The organism is Thermoleptolyngbya sp. PKUAC-SCTB121 (genome assembly GCF_016919485.1).
Classification (GTDB): Bacteria; Cyanobacteriota; Cyanobacteriia; order Elainellales; family Elainellaceae; genus Thermoleptolyngbya; species Thermoleptolyngbya sichuanensis.
This window is the reverse complement of sequence record NZ_CP070366.1, coordinates 515,300-533,165: the sequence shown is the minus strand read 5'-3', so window position 1 is coordinate 533,165 and position 17,866 is coordinate 515,300. Positions and strand designations below refer to the sequence as shown.

The following is a 17,866-nucleotide window of genomic DNA, read 5'->3' as shown; positions in this document are numbered from 1 at the left end:
GATTACGCACTAGCTTTTTGCTACTGAGTCTTTTGTCTTTTTGCAATGGATGGTTAAGCAGGCGGCAAGGTTACTCAGTTTTCATGTTCCCGCCCTGCAATTTATTTTTTCTCCTCACGCTATCTGACATGCAGACTCGTTTCTCCGCCTCCCAATCGGTCGAACTCAAGGTTCCTGAGCAACCGATTCCAATTCAGCACTATTTGCGTCAGCCCCATCGGTTGATTACGGCGCTGGTTGACCCGAGCCGGGTTGAAGCACTGGGGGGCGATCGCTTTCGTCTCAAAATGCGCCCGATTACGTTCCTCACGCTCAGCCTCCAGCCCACGGTGGATATTGACATCTGGAATGACGCAGAAGGCGGCATTACGCTGCGGTCGGCGGGCAGCGAGATCTTGGGTGTGGACTACATCAATGAGCGGTTTCATCTCGATCTGCTGGGGCAACTGATGCCTGTGCAAACTCGCTATGGAACTCGGCTGCTGGGTCAAGCGAATTTGCAGGTCGAGGTCGGGCTGCCGCCTGCGCTCTGGGTCACGCCCCGCTCCTTGCTGGAGGCAACTGGAAACGGGCTGCTGCGGAGCGTTTTGGGCACGATCAAGCAGCGGCTTATGCATCAGCTTTTGGTGGACTATGAAAACTGGGTCAGGGCGCAACTTGCAGAACCGGCCCGCGCTCCACTTTCCTTCGCACCAGATTTAGCAGCAGACTAAGCTAGCGACTACGCCCAGTCCCCAGTTTGGGCGCTCTGTTCCCAAACAGTACGGCTCAAAAAAAGATTTCAAGAAGACCTCAAGAAAAGAAGACCTCAAGAAAAGATCTCAAGAGCCGACATCGAGCCTCTGCTGAACTGGCAACGCATCCAACTGGCAGGGCTTAAAGCTGCGGCGATGCTGGGATGTACAGCCGTAGGTTTGGAGCGCTAGCCGATGGGCCGCCGTGCCGTATCCCTTATTGGTGGCCAGGTCGTAGTGGGGATATCGAGCCGAGAGACGGACAATCAGGCGATCGCGCCAAACTTTGGCGAGGATGCTGGCGGCGGCGATCGCCAAACAGGTCTGGTCGCCCTTGATGATCGGCTGCTGGGGAATGGGCAGGCCAGGAATGCGCTGGTTGCCATCTACCAGGCAGAGATCTGGCTGCGGGCTGAGGCGAGCGATCGCCCGACGCATGGCCAATAGCGATGCCTGCAAAATATTGAGGCGATCGATTTCCCTCACCGAGGCAACGCCAATCCGGCAATCCATCGCAAGACGAGGCACCTGTTCCACCAGGCGATCGCGCTGCACAGGCGACAGGAGCTTGCTGTCCGTCACGCCGAGGGCAGCCAGCTCAGCAGCGGCACTTTCTGGCAAGATCACGGCGGCGGCCACCACGGGCCCAAACAGCGCCCCCCGCCCGACCTCATCCACGCCCGCGATTAGCTCGGCTGCCATCTGCCCTCTTCCACATCAGGTACATCCGGTGGCTGACTAGGAGGCCGACTCGTCGGCTGACACAGACGAGCGGCGACGGCGGCGACGACGACTAGGGGCGCTGCTATCCCCAGCCGCATCGCCGTCCTCAGGGTCGGGGCTGTCCAGGGCGATCGCGGCTTCGGGGGGCAAGCTTTCTGCATGTGCCACAGGTTCAACGGGCGCAGCAGATTTCAGAATAGGGTCTGGCATTGGTGCAGATTCGTCTTTTTCGAGCAGGGCGGTAGAGAACCCACTGCCATTAGCAGAAGTTGTGCCAGGGGTTGTACCAGAAGTTGTGCCAGAAGCCGTCGAGTTGCCCCCCTGTCGCCCCTGTCCCGGCAGCGCAACCATCACCACCGTTGTCTTTGGATCTTTCACAGGTTCCGGTGCCAACACCAGCGGCGAAACCCCCATCAGCGCATAAATCTCTTGCTCCTCTGGGGTCATCTCAACCGTGATCACCTGCTGTGGCTCTGCAGCGGCTCGCTCTCGTCGCCCGCGTCCACCCCGCTCCGGCTTTTCTGAGCGCCCTTCTCGCCCCTCTCGGCTCTCTTTCCCTGGGGTTGGCGTGGAGCCGTTCAGCACGGGCAGTTCTTCAAGCGCAACGGGCGTGTCTGTATCCGCCTCAAGGTCGGGCGATCGCCCCCCATTCCCGCGCATCACAGGCTCACCAGAGCGGGGCGGGCGACTCCGGCGGCGGCGGCGGTTATCAACTCGGTTGCGGTCTTGATAGCTGGGGTGGTTGGTCAGATCTAGCTCCTGCTGCTCTGCCAGCGCCGGAGAGCCAAAGTCTAACTCCGGAGCGTCCCAAGGCTCCCGCAACTGCACCGCCCGCGATTCATGAGCAGCGGGGAATGTGCGGGGCGCTTCAGCAGGCACAGCCCCCTCTTCGGTATCTCCGGGCAAATGCACCACATGCCCCAACCCGCCGCAGGTTGGACACGCCTTTCCAAACAACTCGTAAATATTTTTCCCCTGGCGCTTCCGGGTCAGCTCCACCAGTCCCAGTTCCGTTAGCTGAGCAATTTGGGGCCGGGCCTTATCAGCCCGCAGCGCCTTGTTAAACTGCTCCAAAACCTGGAGTTTGTCTCGGTGGGAATCCATATCGATAAAGTCCACCACAATCACCCCGGCAATGTTGCGAAGCCGGAGTTGGCGGGCAATTTCTGCTGCCGCCTCGCAGTTCGTCCACAGTACGGTTTCTCGCGCCGTCGCAGAGCGGGTAAAGGAGCCAGAGTTCACGTCAATCACCGTCAGCGCTTCGGTGCGCTCGATGATGATGTATCCGCCAGAAGGCAAGTCTACTCGCGGCTTTAGCGCCTCGCGAATCGCCGCATTCACCCGAAAATATTCCAGAATGGGCGTGCGTTCGCGGTGGTGGTCAATCAACACGCCGACTGGAGCCTTACCGCCGCTCCAGTTCATCAAATGCTGTTTAACGCGCTTTGCCCCCGTATGAGAGTCCACCACAATGCGGTTTACATCAGCGCTGTAGACATCCCGCAGCACCCGCTGAATAAAATCATCATCTCGATTCAGCAGACAGGGCGGACGGGTATTGGCGGCTTCTAGCTGAATAGCTTCCCACTGTTTTTGCAGCGCTTCCAGATCTTCGATAATGGCTTCTTCTGGCACGCCTTCCGCTTCGGTTCGCACCAATAGCCCCATACCCGCTGGTTTTACCAAAATCGCCAAGGCCCGCAGGCGATTTCGCTCGTTTTCATTGCGAATTCGACGAGACAGATTCACGCCCCGTCCAGAGGGCATCAATACCAGATAGCGTCCAGGCAAGCTGATGTTTCCGGTGAGCCGGGGTCCTTTATTGCCGGTCGGCTCTTTCATAATTTGCACCAGCACCTTTTGCTGGGGCACGAGCAGTTCGGTGATGGGGGCGGCCGCTTTTTTGAGGCGGAGCGGGCCAAGGTCAGACACATGGATAAAGCCGTTGCGCTCGCTGTCTCCAATGTTCACAAAGGCAGCATCAATCCCCGGCAAGACATTCTCCACAATGCCCAGGTAAATGTCGCTGACCTGGTGGCTACCTGTTGCAACAATTAGCTCTTGAATTTGGTCTCCTGAAAAGACGGCGGCGATTCGATGCTGCTCGGCAATAATAATTTGTTTTGACATTCAAGTTCCTCAGAACGGGGCAACGCAGAGCGAACAGACTCGCGGGATGCGCTTCTGCGGTGATTTTGTGTGTAGATCTGTAAACACGGAAGACCCTGGTATCGGCGAGTAGACGAGGAATGCCCTACTACCCATCGATTCGACAGCGTACTGCTTCTAACTTCTCTGGATGTAAAGACAATTAAAAAGCTGCCTGCCGTTTCAATACCTGGAGCTTTCTGATACTCGGAGCTAGCGCTTGCTAGTGGTCTGTCAACGCTCGACTCATGGGCTGATTGCCTCACGAGTTGGCTCACGAACTGCGGATGATGCAGTAGGTGAGTCCGCAAAAGCCGCCTGACGCAACACTAGTCAAGCTCGATAGAACTGGGTACATCTTCCACTGGAGCCAGGTACCCAATTTGACTCATCTTCAGTCTCAAAACCTGCGGAGGCGAACTCCCTCCCAAACGGTCTGCCTATTAAGCCACGGGCAGCAACATGGGCGCTCAGTTCGCATCAGCGTCTTTTGAAATGCATTATAGCGTGTCATTAAGATTGTGCTACCAGCCGCTGCACAATTCCTATCACATGGGGAAAGGGATGAAAAATGCTGTGGCTGAGGCTCAAAACGTGCGCTTCTCTGGACATCGGGTGTAAAAGCTTCATCTGGGATATCTCGCGAGAATCTCGATGAAACGTATTTAAACCCCATATCTAATTGTAGACAGATGAATAGAGCTATCTGTTAAAAAACGCACCGTTATGGTCTGGAGGGTGGTGCAGGTGCTGGGTGAGGGACGCTAGAACATGAGGCGATCGCGGTGGCTGTGGAGAATCTGCATCGGCTGCTGGCTAGCTTGTTCTAGCAGGTGAAGGAGGTGTTCTGGGCGGAGGAGCGTACCGTCGTTGCGGCAACTGCCGACGTAGCGAACGGCAAAGGCCTGGTTGGGGTCAGCCTCTTTCAGGACGGCAGCGATGGATGCCGGATAGCGCTCAGGGGGCAGCAGATCCAGTTCGCTAAGGCGATCGCGCAAGTTGATTTGCTGCACCTTGCCTGATTTCGTGGTTTGGTCGTACCAGAGTTCACGGGCGGTCAAGATTTCTTGCAACCACTGGGCAGGCTGCTGGGGCAAGAGCATTGGGGGCGCATCGGCGGAGAGGGCGATCGCCAGGGTATATTCTGCTTGGTCAAGCTGCTGGGTGGCGGTGGGACCGTCGGGGGCGATCGCCTCCACGCCATACAGCGGCACGTCGGGGGGCAGTTGGGCCGATAGTTTTTCCAGAAACTCGGCGGGTTCCAGGATTCGCGTCAGATCGAAATCGACGACCTCGCCCGTGCTGGTAGACCCCAAAGGCAGGGCACTGGCCACCATGATCCGGGGGCTGGGGTGGAAGCCGCCTGTGTAGGCAATCGGCAGAGCGGATCGACGAATGGCTCGGTCAAACAAGCGCAACAAATCTAAATGACCAATCAGCGCCATGCTGCCCAGTTTGCCGTAGCGCACCCGTAGCCGCTGGGCGCGGTGGGTTTCGGGCGTAAAGTGATGCTGGAACTGGGGAATTGGCGGCGGCGGCACGACCACGTTATGTCCAAAGTCTGCCCCACACACGCCACAGTGGGAGCAACCGTCGAAGGAGCAGTCGGGAATGGTGGACGCTTCTAGGGCGCGGCGCAGGTCTTCCTGGAGCCAAGTTTTGCTGATGCCTGTGTCGATGTGATCCCAGGGCAGGGGGGCGCTGTAGTCTGGGGCGGGGAGTTCCGAAGCATCGGCGGCGCTATCGAATAGGTTCCATTCGCCGCTTTCGACCTGGCGATATTTCCAGGTGAGTCCGGCTTCGGCGATCGCCTCCGTCCAGGCCCCAAAGGCCCGCTCCAGGCTCTCCCACCAGGAATCTTCGCGGGCGCCCAGTTCCCAAGCGCGACGCACAACGGCCCCCAAGCGGCGATCGCCCCGCCCGACAAAATCCTCCATCGCCGAAATCCGCACATCGGTAAAATTCGCCTTCACCCCACGAATCGTGCGAAATTCCTGCTGCAACAGCCTTTGCTTACGCTCAAATTCTGCCGTAGACACCGAATGCCACTGAAACGGCGTGTGGGGCTTGGGCGTAAAGTTGGAAATCGTCACATTAAAGCCCAGCGGCTTGCGCCCCTTCAGCCGACACTCCCGCTGGAGCCAGCGCATTGTTTCGGCAATGCCCAGCACGTCGGCATCCGTTTCCCCCGGCAGCCCAATCATGAAATACAGCTTGACCCGATCCCAGCCCTGCTCGTAGGCAGTTTTCACGCCCCGCAGCAGTTCCTCATTGGTTAAGCCTTTATTGATGATGTCGCGCAGCCGCTGCGTCCCCGCCTCTGGCGCAAAGGTCAGCCCGCCCTTGCGCGTACCGCCGATAATATTGGCAATATTTTCATCAAACCGGTCAACCCGCTGGCTGGGCAGGCTGAGGGAAATATTTTCATCCTTCAGGCGATTTTTGATTTCCAGCCCCACTGCGGGCAGCGCCAGGTAGTCGGAGCAACTGAGCGACAGCAGCGAAAATTCGTTGTAGCCCGTTGCCCGCATTCCCTGCTCGATGGTTTCAATCACCTGCTCTGGGGCGACATCTCGCGCTGGGCGAGTCAGCATTCCCGGCTGGCAAAAGCGACAGCCCCGCGTGCAGCCCCGGCGAATTTCTACCACTAGGCGATCGTGAACCGTTTCCACGTAGGGCACTAGCCCAATGGAATAGGCGGGCATGGGGGCAGCGACGCGGCGCAGCACTCGTTCTGGCACGTCTGGCCGCAGAGGACGCACGGCCCCATCCGCAGCCATTTCGTAAAACTGCGGCACATAGACACCGGGAACCTGAGCCAGATCCAGCAGCAGTTCCTCCCGGCTGAGTGCCTGCGCCTTGCCTTCTTGCAGCACCAGCCCAATTTCGGGCAGCAGTTCTTCGCCATCGCCCAGGGCAATGAAGTCGAAAAAGTCGGCGTAGGGTTCGGGGTTGGAAGTGGCAGTCTGTCCGCCCGCAAAAATCAGCGGAAAGCTTCCCTGCTCGACGTTCCAGACCCCAGACTGCTGCCGCTCTTGCCAGGTGAGCGGAATCTGGGCCAGGTTCAGCATTTCCAGGATGTTGGTTGCGCCCAGTTCGTAGCTGAGGCTGAAGCCAAGGATGTCGAAGTCGGTCAGGGAACGGCGAGACTCGACAGCAAATAGGGGCGTATGGGATTCCTTGAGCTTGGCGGCCAGGTCTGGGCTGGGCAAATAGGCGCGATCGCACAGTTGTCGAGGCTGCGCGTTGAGAATGCTGTAGAGAATAATGTGGCCCAGGTTGGATGCGCCGACCTCGTATACTTCGGGATAGGTCAACACCCAGCGGATGTCTGCATTCGACCAGGGCTTGTGAACAGCCCCTAGCTCATTGCCCAGGTATCGAGCAGGACGGGCAATGTCGGGGGTGAGCAACTGCTCAAGGGCGATCGCCACAGAAACCAGCCTCGCTAAACTAAATCCCTACCCACCCAGTATACGAGGACGACGCGAGTCTAACAGGGCTACGCGGTGAGCGCCACCTTGGGCAAGAGCGAAAGGAGGCGAGGGCAAAACCGATGGCGAACCCGATGAGGAATAGTGATGTTTGTCTGGCTCAAGATGCGAGAGACACTTCGTAGTCAGCCCGGCTCTCGAACAGGGTAAAGGCCCGGTCGAGCTGTGTCACTTCAAAGATGATGCGGATAGAGGGCGAAACCCCGCAGATTCCAAATCGCTTTTGGTGCTGGTGAGCGGCGGTTTGTGCCGAAATCAGCACCATCAGCCCTGCGCTGTCGAGTGTTTCTACCTGGCTAAGATCGACCAGCACGGACGAACAATCTGACGCAAGAAGCGTTGCCAACTGTCGTTGAAACAGGGCTGCGTTTGAGGCATTGAGCGCCCCCACAGGCTCTACAACCGTCGTTGAAGCAGAACCGACTGGCGAAAATTCAGAGAGCAGAGATTCTGATAGTAAGGTTTGCATCACAAGCTAATTTCACCCCGACAAGAGATAAAAAAGAATTAGAATTGAACCGCGTTTAGAGGGTGTTTGAAAAGGTATCGCCTGTAATGTTAAGCACTCAGAGATCCCCCCCAGCCCCCCTTAAAAAGGGGGGTAAACCGCCTTAAAGTCCCTATTTTCAAGGGGGATTTAGGGGGATCTTGCACGCCCTGCTACAAACAGTAGGACTTTTCAAACATCCTCTTAGAATTTAGGGTTCAGAGTTCAGGCTGAGTTGAATCCTACCGACTGAGTTGAATCCTACCGAACGAAAATCGAATGGAAGTCGATGGAAAAGATCGGCTTGGCAAGGGCTTGATCCGCCTGCCTTGACTAAATCCCAACGGTACACGGACACGTTGAACCTCAAAACTGATACCGAGTGGGAACACAAACCGTGATCCCTGAAAAATAGTTCGTTCAACAGGTTCCGTGCCAGCCTATTTCCGTGTATTCGCGGAATCTTTAAAAGCAATCCGCTCTTCTATAAAGATTTAAATAAGTGTTCCTACGAGTGCGGCTTGCTACAAATTGCGCTAGCATCTACCCTCACATCGCACTGAGAACAGTCGGCGCTGCGATCGCCCCTGGAATATCCCACAAGCCTGAGATTTGCTCAGCGAGCCGAAGCGAAGCAGTTTTGGCGATTTGGCTAAAGGCTGATGTTGCCCCTGAATGGATTCAACTTTCTGAACCGTCTGCAACCCTTCACTTCCGTTTCCGCCTAGCCTTGGTGATTTAGGTCACAAAAATTACCCGTTTTAGATCACTTGTTTCGCTCGGTGGAGATCACTTCTGTTCCCGAAGAAGCGAACGACAATTTAAACAGTGTGAGATGCCCCAAACATTGCGGCGAAGAATGCAATGAAGACTACCCATGTGATTCGTCAACTGGTTGCCAAAGCCCTCTATATCAAGCAGTTGACCCCTGACATTGAGAACGAAATCAACTATGAACTGACCCGACTGGGATACATTTCAGACGCGGATTATGAAGCTCTGGAACTGCTGATGTCTGAGATGGATGCTGGCCGTGTGCGCCTAGTGCCCAGTCCATAGGGGTTAGCTGCATTTCTTCTCCGAAGACTCGAAGATTGTAGGATAGGCAGCCCAAAGTCTTTGTGTCAAAGAATGCAAAGGATTTTGAACGGGGCGATCGCCCTCAGCGGCAGGCTTGAGCGAGTGCAGCGCTGACCACAGCGGAATTAGCTCAACATCCAGCGCATGGCGCATGAGTGCAGTAGGCAAGAGCAGATCCGCCCCTTCGCGCAGATCGATCATGCTGTGGATTCTCTCTGATTCTAGCGATCGCCCAAGCGGGGGGATAGAACTGGCCAGAGCGCTCACGTCGCAGGCCGCGGATTGCTCCTCGGAGAGCAGCGTGACCAAAAGCAGCGGCCGTAGCCAGCAGACCGGACGAGTTTCAGAAAGCTGGATCACTTCTGCATAAAGGCGGATTTCTTCATGTTCGATGCAGACGATTTCGCTGGGATGAAACGTAGAAGCTGAATCCATGAATGACTCTAGTTGGCGATCGCCCCCGAATAGCCGTTTACTTGGACGATGAGTTGCAGATTGCTCAGCCGCCAAAGATCTCACATGGGCAGGGAAGCGCTGGCTCCATGAGACTTGATGCCGACTGACCTTCTTCTATCTTATAAATTGGGCTATCTAAATTGGGTTATCAAGTGGGCGGGGCACTGCTCCAGACTTTTACGCCGAGAGTGCTGCTTCGGTGGAGCATCTGGCGGAGGTTGAGAACCGAAGGCTGAGGACTGCGAAAGTACCGCTTTGGAGCGCAGAGTTCTGGCAGTGCGACACTCCCAGGTGTTGATATTCTCTTGACCTGGGATGCGTTCAATGTCAGTTTTTTGTAGGGTTGAGTGTTGAGCAACATTTAGAAATATGAATTCGCGCTAAGGTATTGATCGAAGCGCCACGTCAGACGGGCGATCGCCCACAGAGAGCAAGTCAATGCATGACAAGATGCCTACTTGACGCATCCTGCTGAATAGACTGGGCCGGATGAACAAGCTGATGCACACTCATCCATCCGTATGTATCTCCTAGATTTATTTACTAGGATTTATTTACTAGGTACATCTACAGGCGGAACCGTGTACTTGCAAGGCATCTCTCTGGCGTGTCTTCAGGCGCTTCATAAGACTTGTTAAGCTGTCACTACAGGTTTGCACTGGCGCAATTCAGGCAAGTGTGTCGTGACTGCCTCTATATGACCGCACCTGTTACGTTACTGAACCTGTTACGTTGCTGTACTTTTCAGAAAAAGAGGATTAGAACTGTGGCTGTCGAGACTATTGAACAGCGTTCAACCTCCCGAAAGCTAGCTCCCCGCTATCGCGTGTTGCTGCACAACGACGATTTCAACTCGATGGAATACGTCGTTCAAACGCTGATGAAAACTGTGCCCAACCTTACGGTTCCGCAGGCCATCAACATCATGATGGAAGCACACACCAACGGCGTTGCGCTAGTGATCACCTGCGCCCAAGAACATGCTGAGTTTTACTGCGAAACGTTAAAAAGCCACGGACTGACCAGCACAATCGAGCCAGATGAATAGTGCTGGATGGTACTCCAGACTCCATAACCCGGCTTAGTAACCCAGACCAGTAGCCTAGACCAGTACCCCAGACCATTCGCCCTGCCATCATGCTTGGAGTTTTTCAACATAGTGAGTTGCGGATTGAGCTAAATGCCTCCGAAGCCGCAATTCGAGATAGCTTGCTGCGTCCTGCGGAATTTCGTCAGTGGCTTGGGCCGCAGACCTTTTCGCATGATCTGGGCGATCGCCTAGAACCGGGAATGCAGTTCACAGGCTGGCTAGGGCCGATTGCCATCCGGCATCAAGTCGATGTGCTGGACTCCAACAGTCTGCGGCTGCTGCTCAGTCAGGGCGTGGACGGATTTCACCAGTGGTATTGGGGCGAGGGCTGGGTGCAGTCGTCTTTACAGGGTATCTCGCTGCTGCCGCTGAATCTAGGGCAGACTGTGAGCCTGATGCGGCTGCGGCAATACCTTACCCGCCAGAGTCGATCCTGAGCATGGTGCAGATTGAACGGGTTGAGCCAGCAAGGTTTGGGAGGATACGCTGACCCGTGGCATTAAAAGCCCGCTTCGGGACTAATGGGATAATCGCCGGTCACTTCTTGAGCGCTGGTCGGCTTTTGCACCCGCAGGCGCACTGAGTCGGCGTGGGATGGCAGTCCCTCGGCCATCGCCAGGGTGTCAACCGCTGTCGCCATTTCCTGAAGCGCAGCCGGGGAATACTGAATCAGGCTGGAATGCTTGATAAAGGTTTCTACGCTGAGTGCGGAGGCGTAGCGAGCCGCGCCAGAGGTAGGCAGGGTGTGGTTTGGGCCGGCAAGATAGTCGCCTACGGCTTCGGGAGTCGAGTGGCCGAGGAAGATGGCTCCGGCGTGGCGAATTTTTTCCAGCAGCACCCAGGGATCGGCAATCTGAAGCTCCAAATGCTCCGGCGCAAACTCGTTGGAAAGGTCTGCTGCCTGAGCTAAAGAATCGACCAAAATCACAAGACCGTAGTGGGCGATCGCCTTTTCGGTCAGCAGGCGACGGGGATGGTTGATCAGCATCCGCTCCACCTCCGCCACGACCTTGTGGGCCAGCGTCGCGTCTGTAGTCAGCAAAATTGCCGCCGCCAGCGAGTCGTGTTCTGCCTGGGCCAGCATGTCGGCGGCGACATGGGTGGGATTGGCCGTGTGGTCGGCAATAATCAGCACCTCCGAGGGCCCTGCCAGGGAGTCGATCCCTACCGTCCCGTAGACCAGTTTTTTCGCCAGGGTAACGTAGATATTGCCTGGGCCGGTGATCACGTCCACTTTGGGGATAGTGTCTGTGCCGTAGGCCAGTGCGGCGATCGCCTGCGCCCCGCCCACTCGATAGATTTCCTGCACCCCCACCTCTTGAGCCGCCACCAAGATTGCCGGATTCACGCTTTTATCTGGGCGCGGCGGGGTTGCTATCACGATGCGCCCTACGCCTGCCACCTTTGCCGGGGTCGCGTTCATAATCACCGTGCTGGGGTAGGCAGCCTGCCCACCGGGGACATACAGCCCAGCCCGATCGACGGGCGTATAGCGCTTGCCTAGGACGATTTCTGGATCTTCAAACTGCACCCAGCTTTTGGGAACGCGCTGCCGATGAAAGGCCTCCACCCGCTTGCAGGAAATGCGAATGGCATCGAGCAGGTCTTTGGAAACTTGCTGGTAGGCTGCGTCTAGCTCGGAGCCGCTGACTCGCAGTTCTTCGGGCTTTAGGGATACCTGGTCAAACTCTTCGGCATAGTGCAGAACAGCGCGATCGCCCTGCCGCCTCACTGCCTGGAGCACCTGCTGAACCGTTGCCTCCTTGTGGAGGATTTGCTCATCGTGGGTGCGATCGCAAATTCGCCGCAGTTCCGTTGAGGCTTCAGACCGTTGATTGATAATTCGCAGCATTGCCACAGTGAGGTGAGAGACGCCAGTCCGGGAGTGCCCCGTCTACTCAAAGGTCGAACTCAAAAACCGAATCCATTCCCAGAAGCCTTCAACTCTGCCGCTCGTTGGAGGAAAACCGGACTGCTATTGAGTGCCTATGGGTACGACCTATCTCTAGATTAGCGGGATTTTTAGCGGATTAGTGTAGCCGTGAGCTAGATTTATAGGGAGTGGTTCTAGCATATTGGTGAGTTATTCGCTAGAATAGATAGCTGCCGAAATTTTGTAGCCTTTACCCAATAGAGACACACTGTGGCAAATATTAAGTCTGCGATTAAGCGGGTTCAGATTGCAGAGCGCAACCGACTGCACAATAAATCTTACAAGTCTGCGGTGAAGACCTTGATGAAGCGATATTTCACCACGGTCAACGAATATGCGGCCAATCCAACGCCGGAGCTAGAGAAAGAAGTGGGCGATCGCCTAGCGGCCGCCTACAGCAAAATTGACAAAGCAGTGAAGCGGGGCGTGATTCACCCCAATACCGGGGCACGTCGGAAGGCTCGGCTGGCCAAGGCGCTAAGGTCTCAAACGGAGACGGCCGCTAAAGCTTAGATAAAGCCTGGATGAAGCTTAGATCTAGGTTGCTCGAACCTGTCCAATGTACCTCGCCATGCGGATCAGTAATGGTTTGTGGGTGAGCTTTTAGAGCATCGGCCAGTTTAGATTAGATTGGCCAAGGCTGGGCCAGTCCCTATAAAGTCCGAGAGCATCACGTCTCACATCTAGCCTTTCTTGTCGGCCCTCGCGGGTGGCTCTATCGCTGTGACCCAACTTCCTCCGCTCATCGACACCCACGTTCATCTCAACTTTGAGAGCTTTCAGCCCGATTTGCTGGAGGTTGCTCAGGGCTGGCGGGCGGCGGGTGTGGTGCAGTTGGTTCACTCCTGCGTTGAGCCTGCCGAGTTTGACGCAATTCGGGCGATCGCCGATCAGTTTCCAGAGATTTCCTTCGCGGTCGGGTTGCACCCGCTGGATGCCGATCGGTGGACTGCGACGATGGCTGACGAAATTCGCACTCTGGCCCGCTCGGATCATCGAGTCGTAGCGATTGGCGAAATGGGGCTGGATTTTTACAAGGCGGATAATCGGGCGCTTCAGTTTGAGGCGTTCGAGGCTCAGATCCGGGTTGCGCGAGCGTTGGACTTGCCGATCATCATCCACTGCCGGGATGCAGCGGCTGAAATGGCGGCGAGCCTGCGCCAGATCTGGGCGGTGGATGGGCCCGTTCGCGGCGTGATGCACTGCTGGAGCGGCACCCCAGAAGAAACCGACTGGTTTCTAGAATTGGGGTTCTATATCAGCTTTAGCGGCATTGTCACGTTCAAGAACGCAAGCCAGGTACAGGCTTCGGCTCGGCGAGTTCCGGGCGATCGCCTCCTCGTCGAAACCGACTGTCCATTTCTGACCCCTGTTCCCAAGCGGGGCGAACGGCGCAATCAGCCTGCCTATGTCCGCTATGTGGCGGAGCGTGTGGCGGAATTGCGGGGAGAATCCCTGGAGGCGATCGCCCACCAGACAACCCAGAACGCCCGTCGCCTGTTCCGCCTCGACGTTCCAGCCTCAGATCCCGCGTGGGCATCTCCGGATCGGCTGCCGTCCCTGTCTTCACCCTAAAAGTCTTAGCGACAACCCTTAGCGTGTTGCAGATTCCATCCCGCTAGCAGCCCTAGCAAAAGTTTGTCAAGAGGGATTTGCGAAAAACTGGACACGGATCAGGCGACATGCGTCATAATCTTATAGGGGCTGCGTATGGCATCGCAGGGTTGCTGGTGGTGTGCGGCTCCGCTGCTCCAGACTCAGCGCTGTTTCTTGGCTCCCTTGCCACTTTGCTGACAATCGGTTAGATTCAGATTTCTTATATAAATGCTTCTCTATTTTTCTTTCTGCCGATATGCCCTCTGGCGCAACTCTCTCATCCACGGGTTGCATTGCTCCTAGCGGCAACTCCCCCAACTTCGCTCACCTGCCCTTCCGCTAGCCCGCCCAGCTTAGCTCATTCAGCCGATTTGAGATTCAACTTGATACCGTTCAGCATTGCTCAGCCTGTTCAGCCTGAAGCTGTTCCTGTCAGGACATTGACCTTGCCCTACTTCGAGCTTCCCCCTGAGTTCGATTGGCTCACCGAAACAGTTTGGAGAGCCTTTGCGCCCACGCAAGCCCCTGTTTTCTGCTAGTTCAGAACTCAGGAACTTGTGTGGCAATCGCCGTTTCACGTCATCTTAGCTCATCTCGGTATTGGGAATCCCCTATTCTCGCCTGTTCCTTGAGCTTGCAAACCCCTGACCGCGCTTTTGACCCTACTGCCTTGCTCTCTGGGATGCTCCCCAGAATTGACCTGTTCGAGGAGACGCATGACTACACAAGCCACTGCCAACTTTACGCTGCCCGATTTGGTCGAAATCCAGCGTGCAAGCTTCCGCTGGTTCCTGGAAGAAGGACTGATTGAAGAGCTAGACAGCTTTTCTCCGATCACGGATTACACGGGCAAGCTCGAACTTCATTTCTTGGGCAAAGACTATAAGCTGAAACGCCCCAAGTATGACGTAGACGAGGCTAAGCGGCGAGACAGCACCTACGCCGTTCAGATGTATGTGCCCACTCGTTTGATTAACAAAGAAACCGGCGAGATCAAAGAACAGGAAGTTTTTATTGGCGACCTGCCGCTGATGACCGATCGGGGTACGTTTATCATCAACGGGGCCGAGCGCGTTATCGTCAACCAGATCGTCCGCAGCCCCGGTGTTTACTACAAAGCAGAAACGGACAAGAACGGTCGCCGCACCTACAACGCCAGCCTGATCCCCAACCGGGGGGCCTGGCTAAAGTTCGAGACAGACAAAAATGACCTCGTGTGGGTTCGCATCGACAAAACCCGCAAGCTCTCTGCTCAAGTGCTGCTGAAGGCGCTGGGTTTAAGCGATGGCGAAATCTTTGATGCGCTGCGCCATCCCGAATATTTCCAAAAAACTATCGCCAAGGAAGGGCAGTTCAGCGAAGAAGAAGCCCTGATGGAGCTATATCGCAAGCTGCGCCCCGGTGAACCGCCCACCGTGTCCGGCGGTCAGCAATTGCTCGACTCCCGCTTCTTTGATCCCAAGCGGTATGACTTGGGCCGCGTCGGACGTTACAAGCTCAACAAGAAACTGCGGCTCAGCGTGCCCGAAACCGTGCACGTGCTAACTCCGCAGGACATCCTGGCGGCTATCGACTACCTGATCAACCTGGAATTTGACATTGGCATGGTGGACGACATCGACCACCTGGGCAACCGCCGGGTTCGCTCGGTGGGCGAACTGCTGCAAAACCAGGTGCGAGTTGGTCTGAACCGTCTGGAGCGGATTATTCGGGAGCGGATGACCGTATCGGATGCTGACACGCTAACCCCTGCTTCGCTGGTCAACCCCAAGCCGCTGGTGGCTGCGATCAAGGAGTTCTTTGGCTCCTCGCAGCTTTCGCAGTTCATGGATCAGACCAATCCGCTGGCGGAGTTGACTCACAAGCGTCGCCTCAGCGCCTTGGGACCCGGCGGTCTGACGCGAGAGCGGGCAGGTTTTGCAGTGCGCGATATCCACCCCTCTCACTACGGACGCATTTGCCCCATTGAAACGCCGGAAGGACCAAACGCAGGTTTGATTGGCTCTCTGGCAACCCACGCCCGCGTTAATCCCTACGGATTTATCGAAACGCCTTTTTACGAGGTCAAAGAGGGTCGGGTGCTGAAGGATAAGCCGCCCGTCTATATGACGGCGGATGAGGAGGATGACCTGCGGGTGGCTCCCGGAGATGTGTCGGTTGATGAAGACGGCTACATCATGGGCGAGCAAGTGCCCGTCCGATATCGCCGAGACTTTACGACCACCACACCAGCCGAGGTAGACTATGTGGCGATTTCTCCGGTGCAAATTATCTCGGTGGCGACCTCTCTGATTCCGTTCTTGGAGCATGACGATGCTAACCGCGCCCTGATGGGATCAAACATGCAGCGTCAGGCAGTGCCCCTGCTGCGTCCCGAGCGTCCGCTGGTGGGAACGGGACTGGAAGCCCAGACTGCCCGCGACTCTGGCATGGTGATCGTCAACCAGTTTGATGGTGAGGTGTCCTATGTAGATGCGAACCGTATTCGGGTGCGCGGCGAAAACGGTAAGGAGAAGGAATACATCCTGCAAAAATATCAGCGCTCGAACCAAGATACCTGCTTGAACCAGCGCCCGATTGTGAATGTGGGCGATCGCGTCGTGGCGGGTCAGGTTTTGGCAGATGGCTCTGCGGCCGAAGGCGGTGAAATCGCGCTGGGTCAGAACATCCTGGTGGCCTACATGCCCTGGGAAGGCTACAACTACGAAGATGCGATTCTGATCAGCGAACGCCTGGTCTACGACGACGTGTACACCTCAATCCACATTGAAAAATACGAGATTGAGGCTCGCCAAACAAAGCTGGGCCCCGAAGAAATCACTCGCGAAATTCCCAACGTGGGAGAAGACGCGCTGCGCCAGCTTGACGAAACGGGCATCATCCGGATTGGAGCCTGGGTAGAAGCAGGGGACATTCTGGTGGGCAAGGTGACCCCCAAAGGCGAATCGGATCAACCGCCGGAAGAAAAGCTGCTGCGGGCCATCTTCGGCGAAAAGGCGCGGGATGTGCGAGACAACTCGCTGCGCGTGCCGAACGGCGAAAAGGGTCGCGTGGTGGACGTGCGGGTGTTTACCCGTGAGCAGGGCGACGAACTGCCTCCTGGGGCAAACATGGTGGTGCGCGTCTATGTGGCGCAGAAGCGCAAGATTCAGGTCGGCGACAAGATGGCGGGTCGCCACGGCAACAAGGGGATTATTTCCCGGATTTTGCCGCTGGAGGATATGCCCTACCTGCCCGACGGTCGCCCAGTTGACATTGTGCTGAACCCGCTGGGCGTGCCGTCTCGGATGAATGTGGGTCAGGTATTTGAGTGTCTGATGGGCTGGGCCGCAGAAAACCTGGGGGTGCGGTTCAAGATGACTCCGTTTGACGAAATGTACGGACAGGAAGCCTCGCGGCTGACCACCCACGCCAAGCTGCAAGAGGCCGCAGAAAAGACCGGCCAGCCCTGGGTGTTTAATCCCGATAATCCGGGCAAGATCCAGGTCTACGACGGGCGCACGGGCGAACCCTTTGACCAGCCTGTGACCGTGGGCAAGGCTTATATGCTGAAGCTGGTTCACCTAGTGGACGACAAGATCCACGCCCGCTCGACAGGCCCGTACTCGCTGGTGACGCAGCAGCCTCTAGGCGGCAAGGCGCAGCAGGGGGGGCAGCGGTTTGGCGAGATGGAGGTGTGGGCGTTGGAGGCCTTTGGCTCTGCCTACATCCTGCAAGAGCTGCTGACGGTGAAATCCGACGACATGCAGGGCCGAAACGAAGCGCTGAATGCCATCGTGAAGGGCAAGGCGATCCCTCGTCCGGGTACGCCGGAATCCTTTAAGGTGCTGATGCGCGAGTTGCAGTCGCTCTGTTTGGATATTGCGGCGCACAAGCTGCAAACCCAGGAAGACGGTACCAGCCGCGATGTGGAAATTGACCTGATGGCCGATGTCAGCAGTCGCCGTGCGCCGTCGCGCCCCACCTACGAGTCGATTTCGCGGGACGAGATGGACGACAGCGACGAGTAGCCGTCAGAAGGGCCGTTGCGCGATCGCCCCACCCGAATCTGAAAAGAACCAGGGGCTGGGCGATCGCCCTCCAGTGCTTTCACCTCGCGGCTTCACCCCCGGCAGGTTAGCCGAT

The 17,866-nt window shown here is 56.6% G+C and carries 14 protein-coding genes; 7 read left to right on the top strand and 7 right to left on the bottom strand.

What is annotated here, in order from left to right; all coding sequences use genetic code 11:
- Positions 1–128: 128 nt before the first annotated feature.
- Positions 129–713 (top strand): DUF1997 domain-containing protein, encoded by a 585-nt coding sequence (locus JTM80_RS02240; RefSeq protein WP_205370497.1) that lies wholly within the window; start codon positions 129–131, stop codon positions 711–713.
- Between the two features lie 108 nt (positions 714–821).
- Here JTM80_RS02240 and JTM80_RS02235 read toward each other — a convergent pair whose 3' ends face one another.
- The 4 genes from JTM80_RS02235 to JTM80_RS02220 form a co-directional block, all read right to left on the bottom strand.
- Positions 822–1,436, bottom strand: coding sequence for a ribonuclease HII (locus JTM80_RS02235; RefSeq protein ID WP_172353964.1), 615 nt, complete (start codon positions 1,434–1,436; stop codon positions 822–824).
- A 36-nt stretch (positions 1,437–1,472) separates the two neighbouring features.
- Positions 1,473–3,587 (bottom strand): Rne/Rng family ribonuclease, encoded by a 2,115-nt coding sequence (locus JTM80_RS02230; protein ID WP_172353963.1) that lies wholly within the window; start codon positions 3,585–3,587, stop codon positions 1,473–1,475.
- Positions 3,588–4,369: 782 nt separating this feature from the next.
- Positions 4,370–7,039 (bottom strand): TIGR03960 family B12-binding radical SAM protein, encoded by a 2,670-nt coding sequence (locus JTM80_RS02225; RefSeq protein ID WP_205370495.1) that lies wholly within the window; start codon positions 7,037–7,039, stop codon positions 4,370–4,372.
- A 160-nt stretch (positions 7,040–7,199) separates the two neighbouring features.
- On the bottom strand, positions 7,200–7,568 hold the full coding sequence (locus JTM80_RS02220; RefSeq protein ID WP_084782602.1) for an STAS domain-containing protein: 369 nt from the start codon (positions 7,566–7,568) through the stop codon (positions 7,200–7,202).
- An 882-nt stretch (positions 7,569–8,450) separates the two neighbouring features.
- On the opposite strand from JTM80_RS02220, the gene JTM80_RS02215 reads away from it, so the two are divergent.
- The gene (locus tag JTM80_RS02215; protein ID WP_068511224.1) at positions 8,451–8,645 is read left to right on the top strand and encodes a hypothetical protein; all 195 of its coding nucleotides are present in this window, start codon (positions 8,451–8,453) and stop codon (positions 8,643–8,645) included.
- Between the two features lie 3 nt (positions 8,646–8,648).
- Here the strand turns inward: JTM80_RS02215 and JTM80_RS02210 are convergent, their stop codons facing one another.
- Positions 8,649–9,101, bottom strand: coding sequence for a hypothetical protein (locus JTM80_RS02210; protein WP_172353959.1), 453 nt, complete (start codon positions 9,099–9,101; stop codon positions 8,649–8,651).
- A 787-nt stretch (positions 9,102–9,888) separates the two neighbouring features.
- Between JTM80_RS02210 and clpS the strand changes: the two genes are divergently transcribed.
- Positions 9,889–10,170 (top strand): ATP-dependent Clp protease adapter ClpS, encoded by a 282-nt coding sequence (gene clpS / locus JTM80_RS02205; protein ID WP_068511220.1) that lies wholly within the window; start codon positions 9,889–9,891, stop codon positions 10,168–10,170.
- An 89-nt stretch (positions 10,171–10,259) separates the two neighbouring features.
- Positions 10,260–10,649, top strand: a complete 390-nt coding sequence (locus tag JTM80_RS02200; protein WP_172353958.1) for a hypothetical protein — start codon at positions 10,260–10,262, stop codon at positions 10,647–10,649.
- A 62-nt stretch (positions 10,650–10,711) separates the two neighbouring features.
- Here the strand turns inward: JTM80_RS02200 and hisD are convergent, their stop codons facing one another.
- Positions 10,712–12,064 (bottom strand): histidinol dehydrogenase, encoded by a 1,353-nt coding sequence (gene hisD, locus JTM80_RS02195; RefSeq protein WP_172353957.1) that lies wholly within the window; start codon positions 12,062–12,064, stop codon positions 10,712–10,714.
- Positions 12,065–12,355: 291 nt separating this feature from the next.
- Between hisD and rpsT the strand changes: the two genes are divergently transcribed.
- The 3 genes from rpsT to rpoB all read left to right on the top strand — a co-directional run bounded on the left by rpsT (position 12,356) and on the right by rpoB (position 17,751).
- Positions 12,356–12,658 carry a 30S ribosomal protein S20 gene (rpsT, locus tag JTM80_RS02190; RefSeq protein WP_172353956.1) on the top strand — a complete coding sequence of 101 codons (303 nt, stop codon included), beginning with the start codon at positions 12,356–12,358 and terminating at the stop codon, positions 12,656–12,658.
- Positions 12,659–12,868: 210 nt separating this feature from the next.
- Positions 12,869–13,720, top strand: coding sequence for a TatD family hydrolase (locus JTM80_RS02185; RefSeq protein ID WP_205370493.1), 852 nt, complete (start codon positions 12,869–12,871; stop codon positions 13,718–13,720).
- Between the two features lie 737 nt (positions 13,721–14,457).
- Positions 14,458–17,751 (top strand): DNA-directed RNA polymerase subunit beta, encoded by a 3,294-nt coding sequence (rpoB, locus tag JTM80_RS02180; protein WP_205370491.1) that lies wholly within the window; start codon positions 14,458–14,460, stop codon positions 17,749–17,751.
- On the opposite strand, the gene JTM80_RS22915 is transcribed toward rpoB, so the two are convergent.
- Complete coding sequence (locus tag JTM80_RS22915) at positions 17,706–17,834, bottom strand: hypothetical protein (RefSeq protein ID WP_255548860.1); 129 nt, start codon at positions 17,832–17,834, stop codon at positions 17,706–17,708. The genes rpoB and JTM80_RS22915 overlap by 46 nt on opposite strands.
- Positions 17,835–17,866 lie beyond the last annotated feature (32 nt).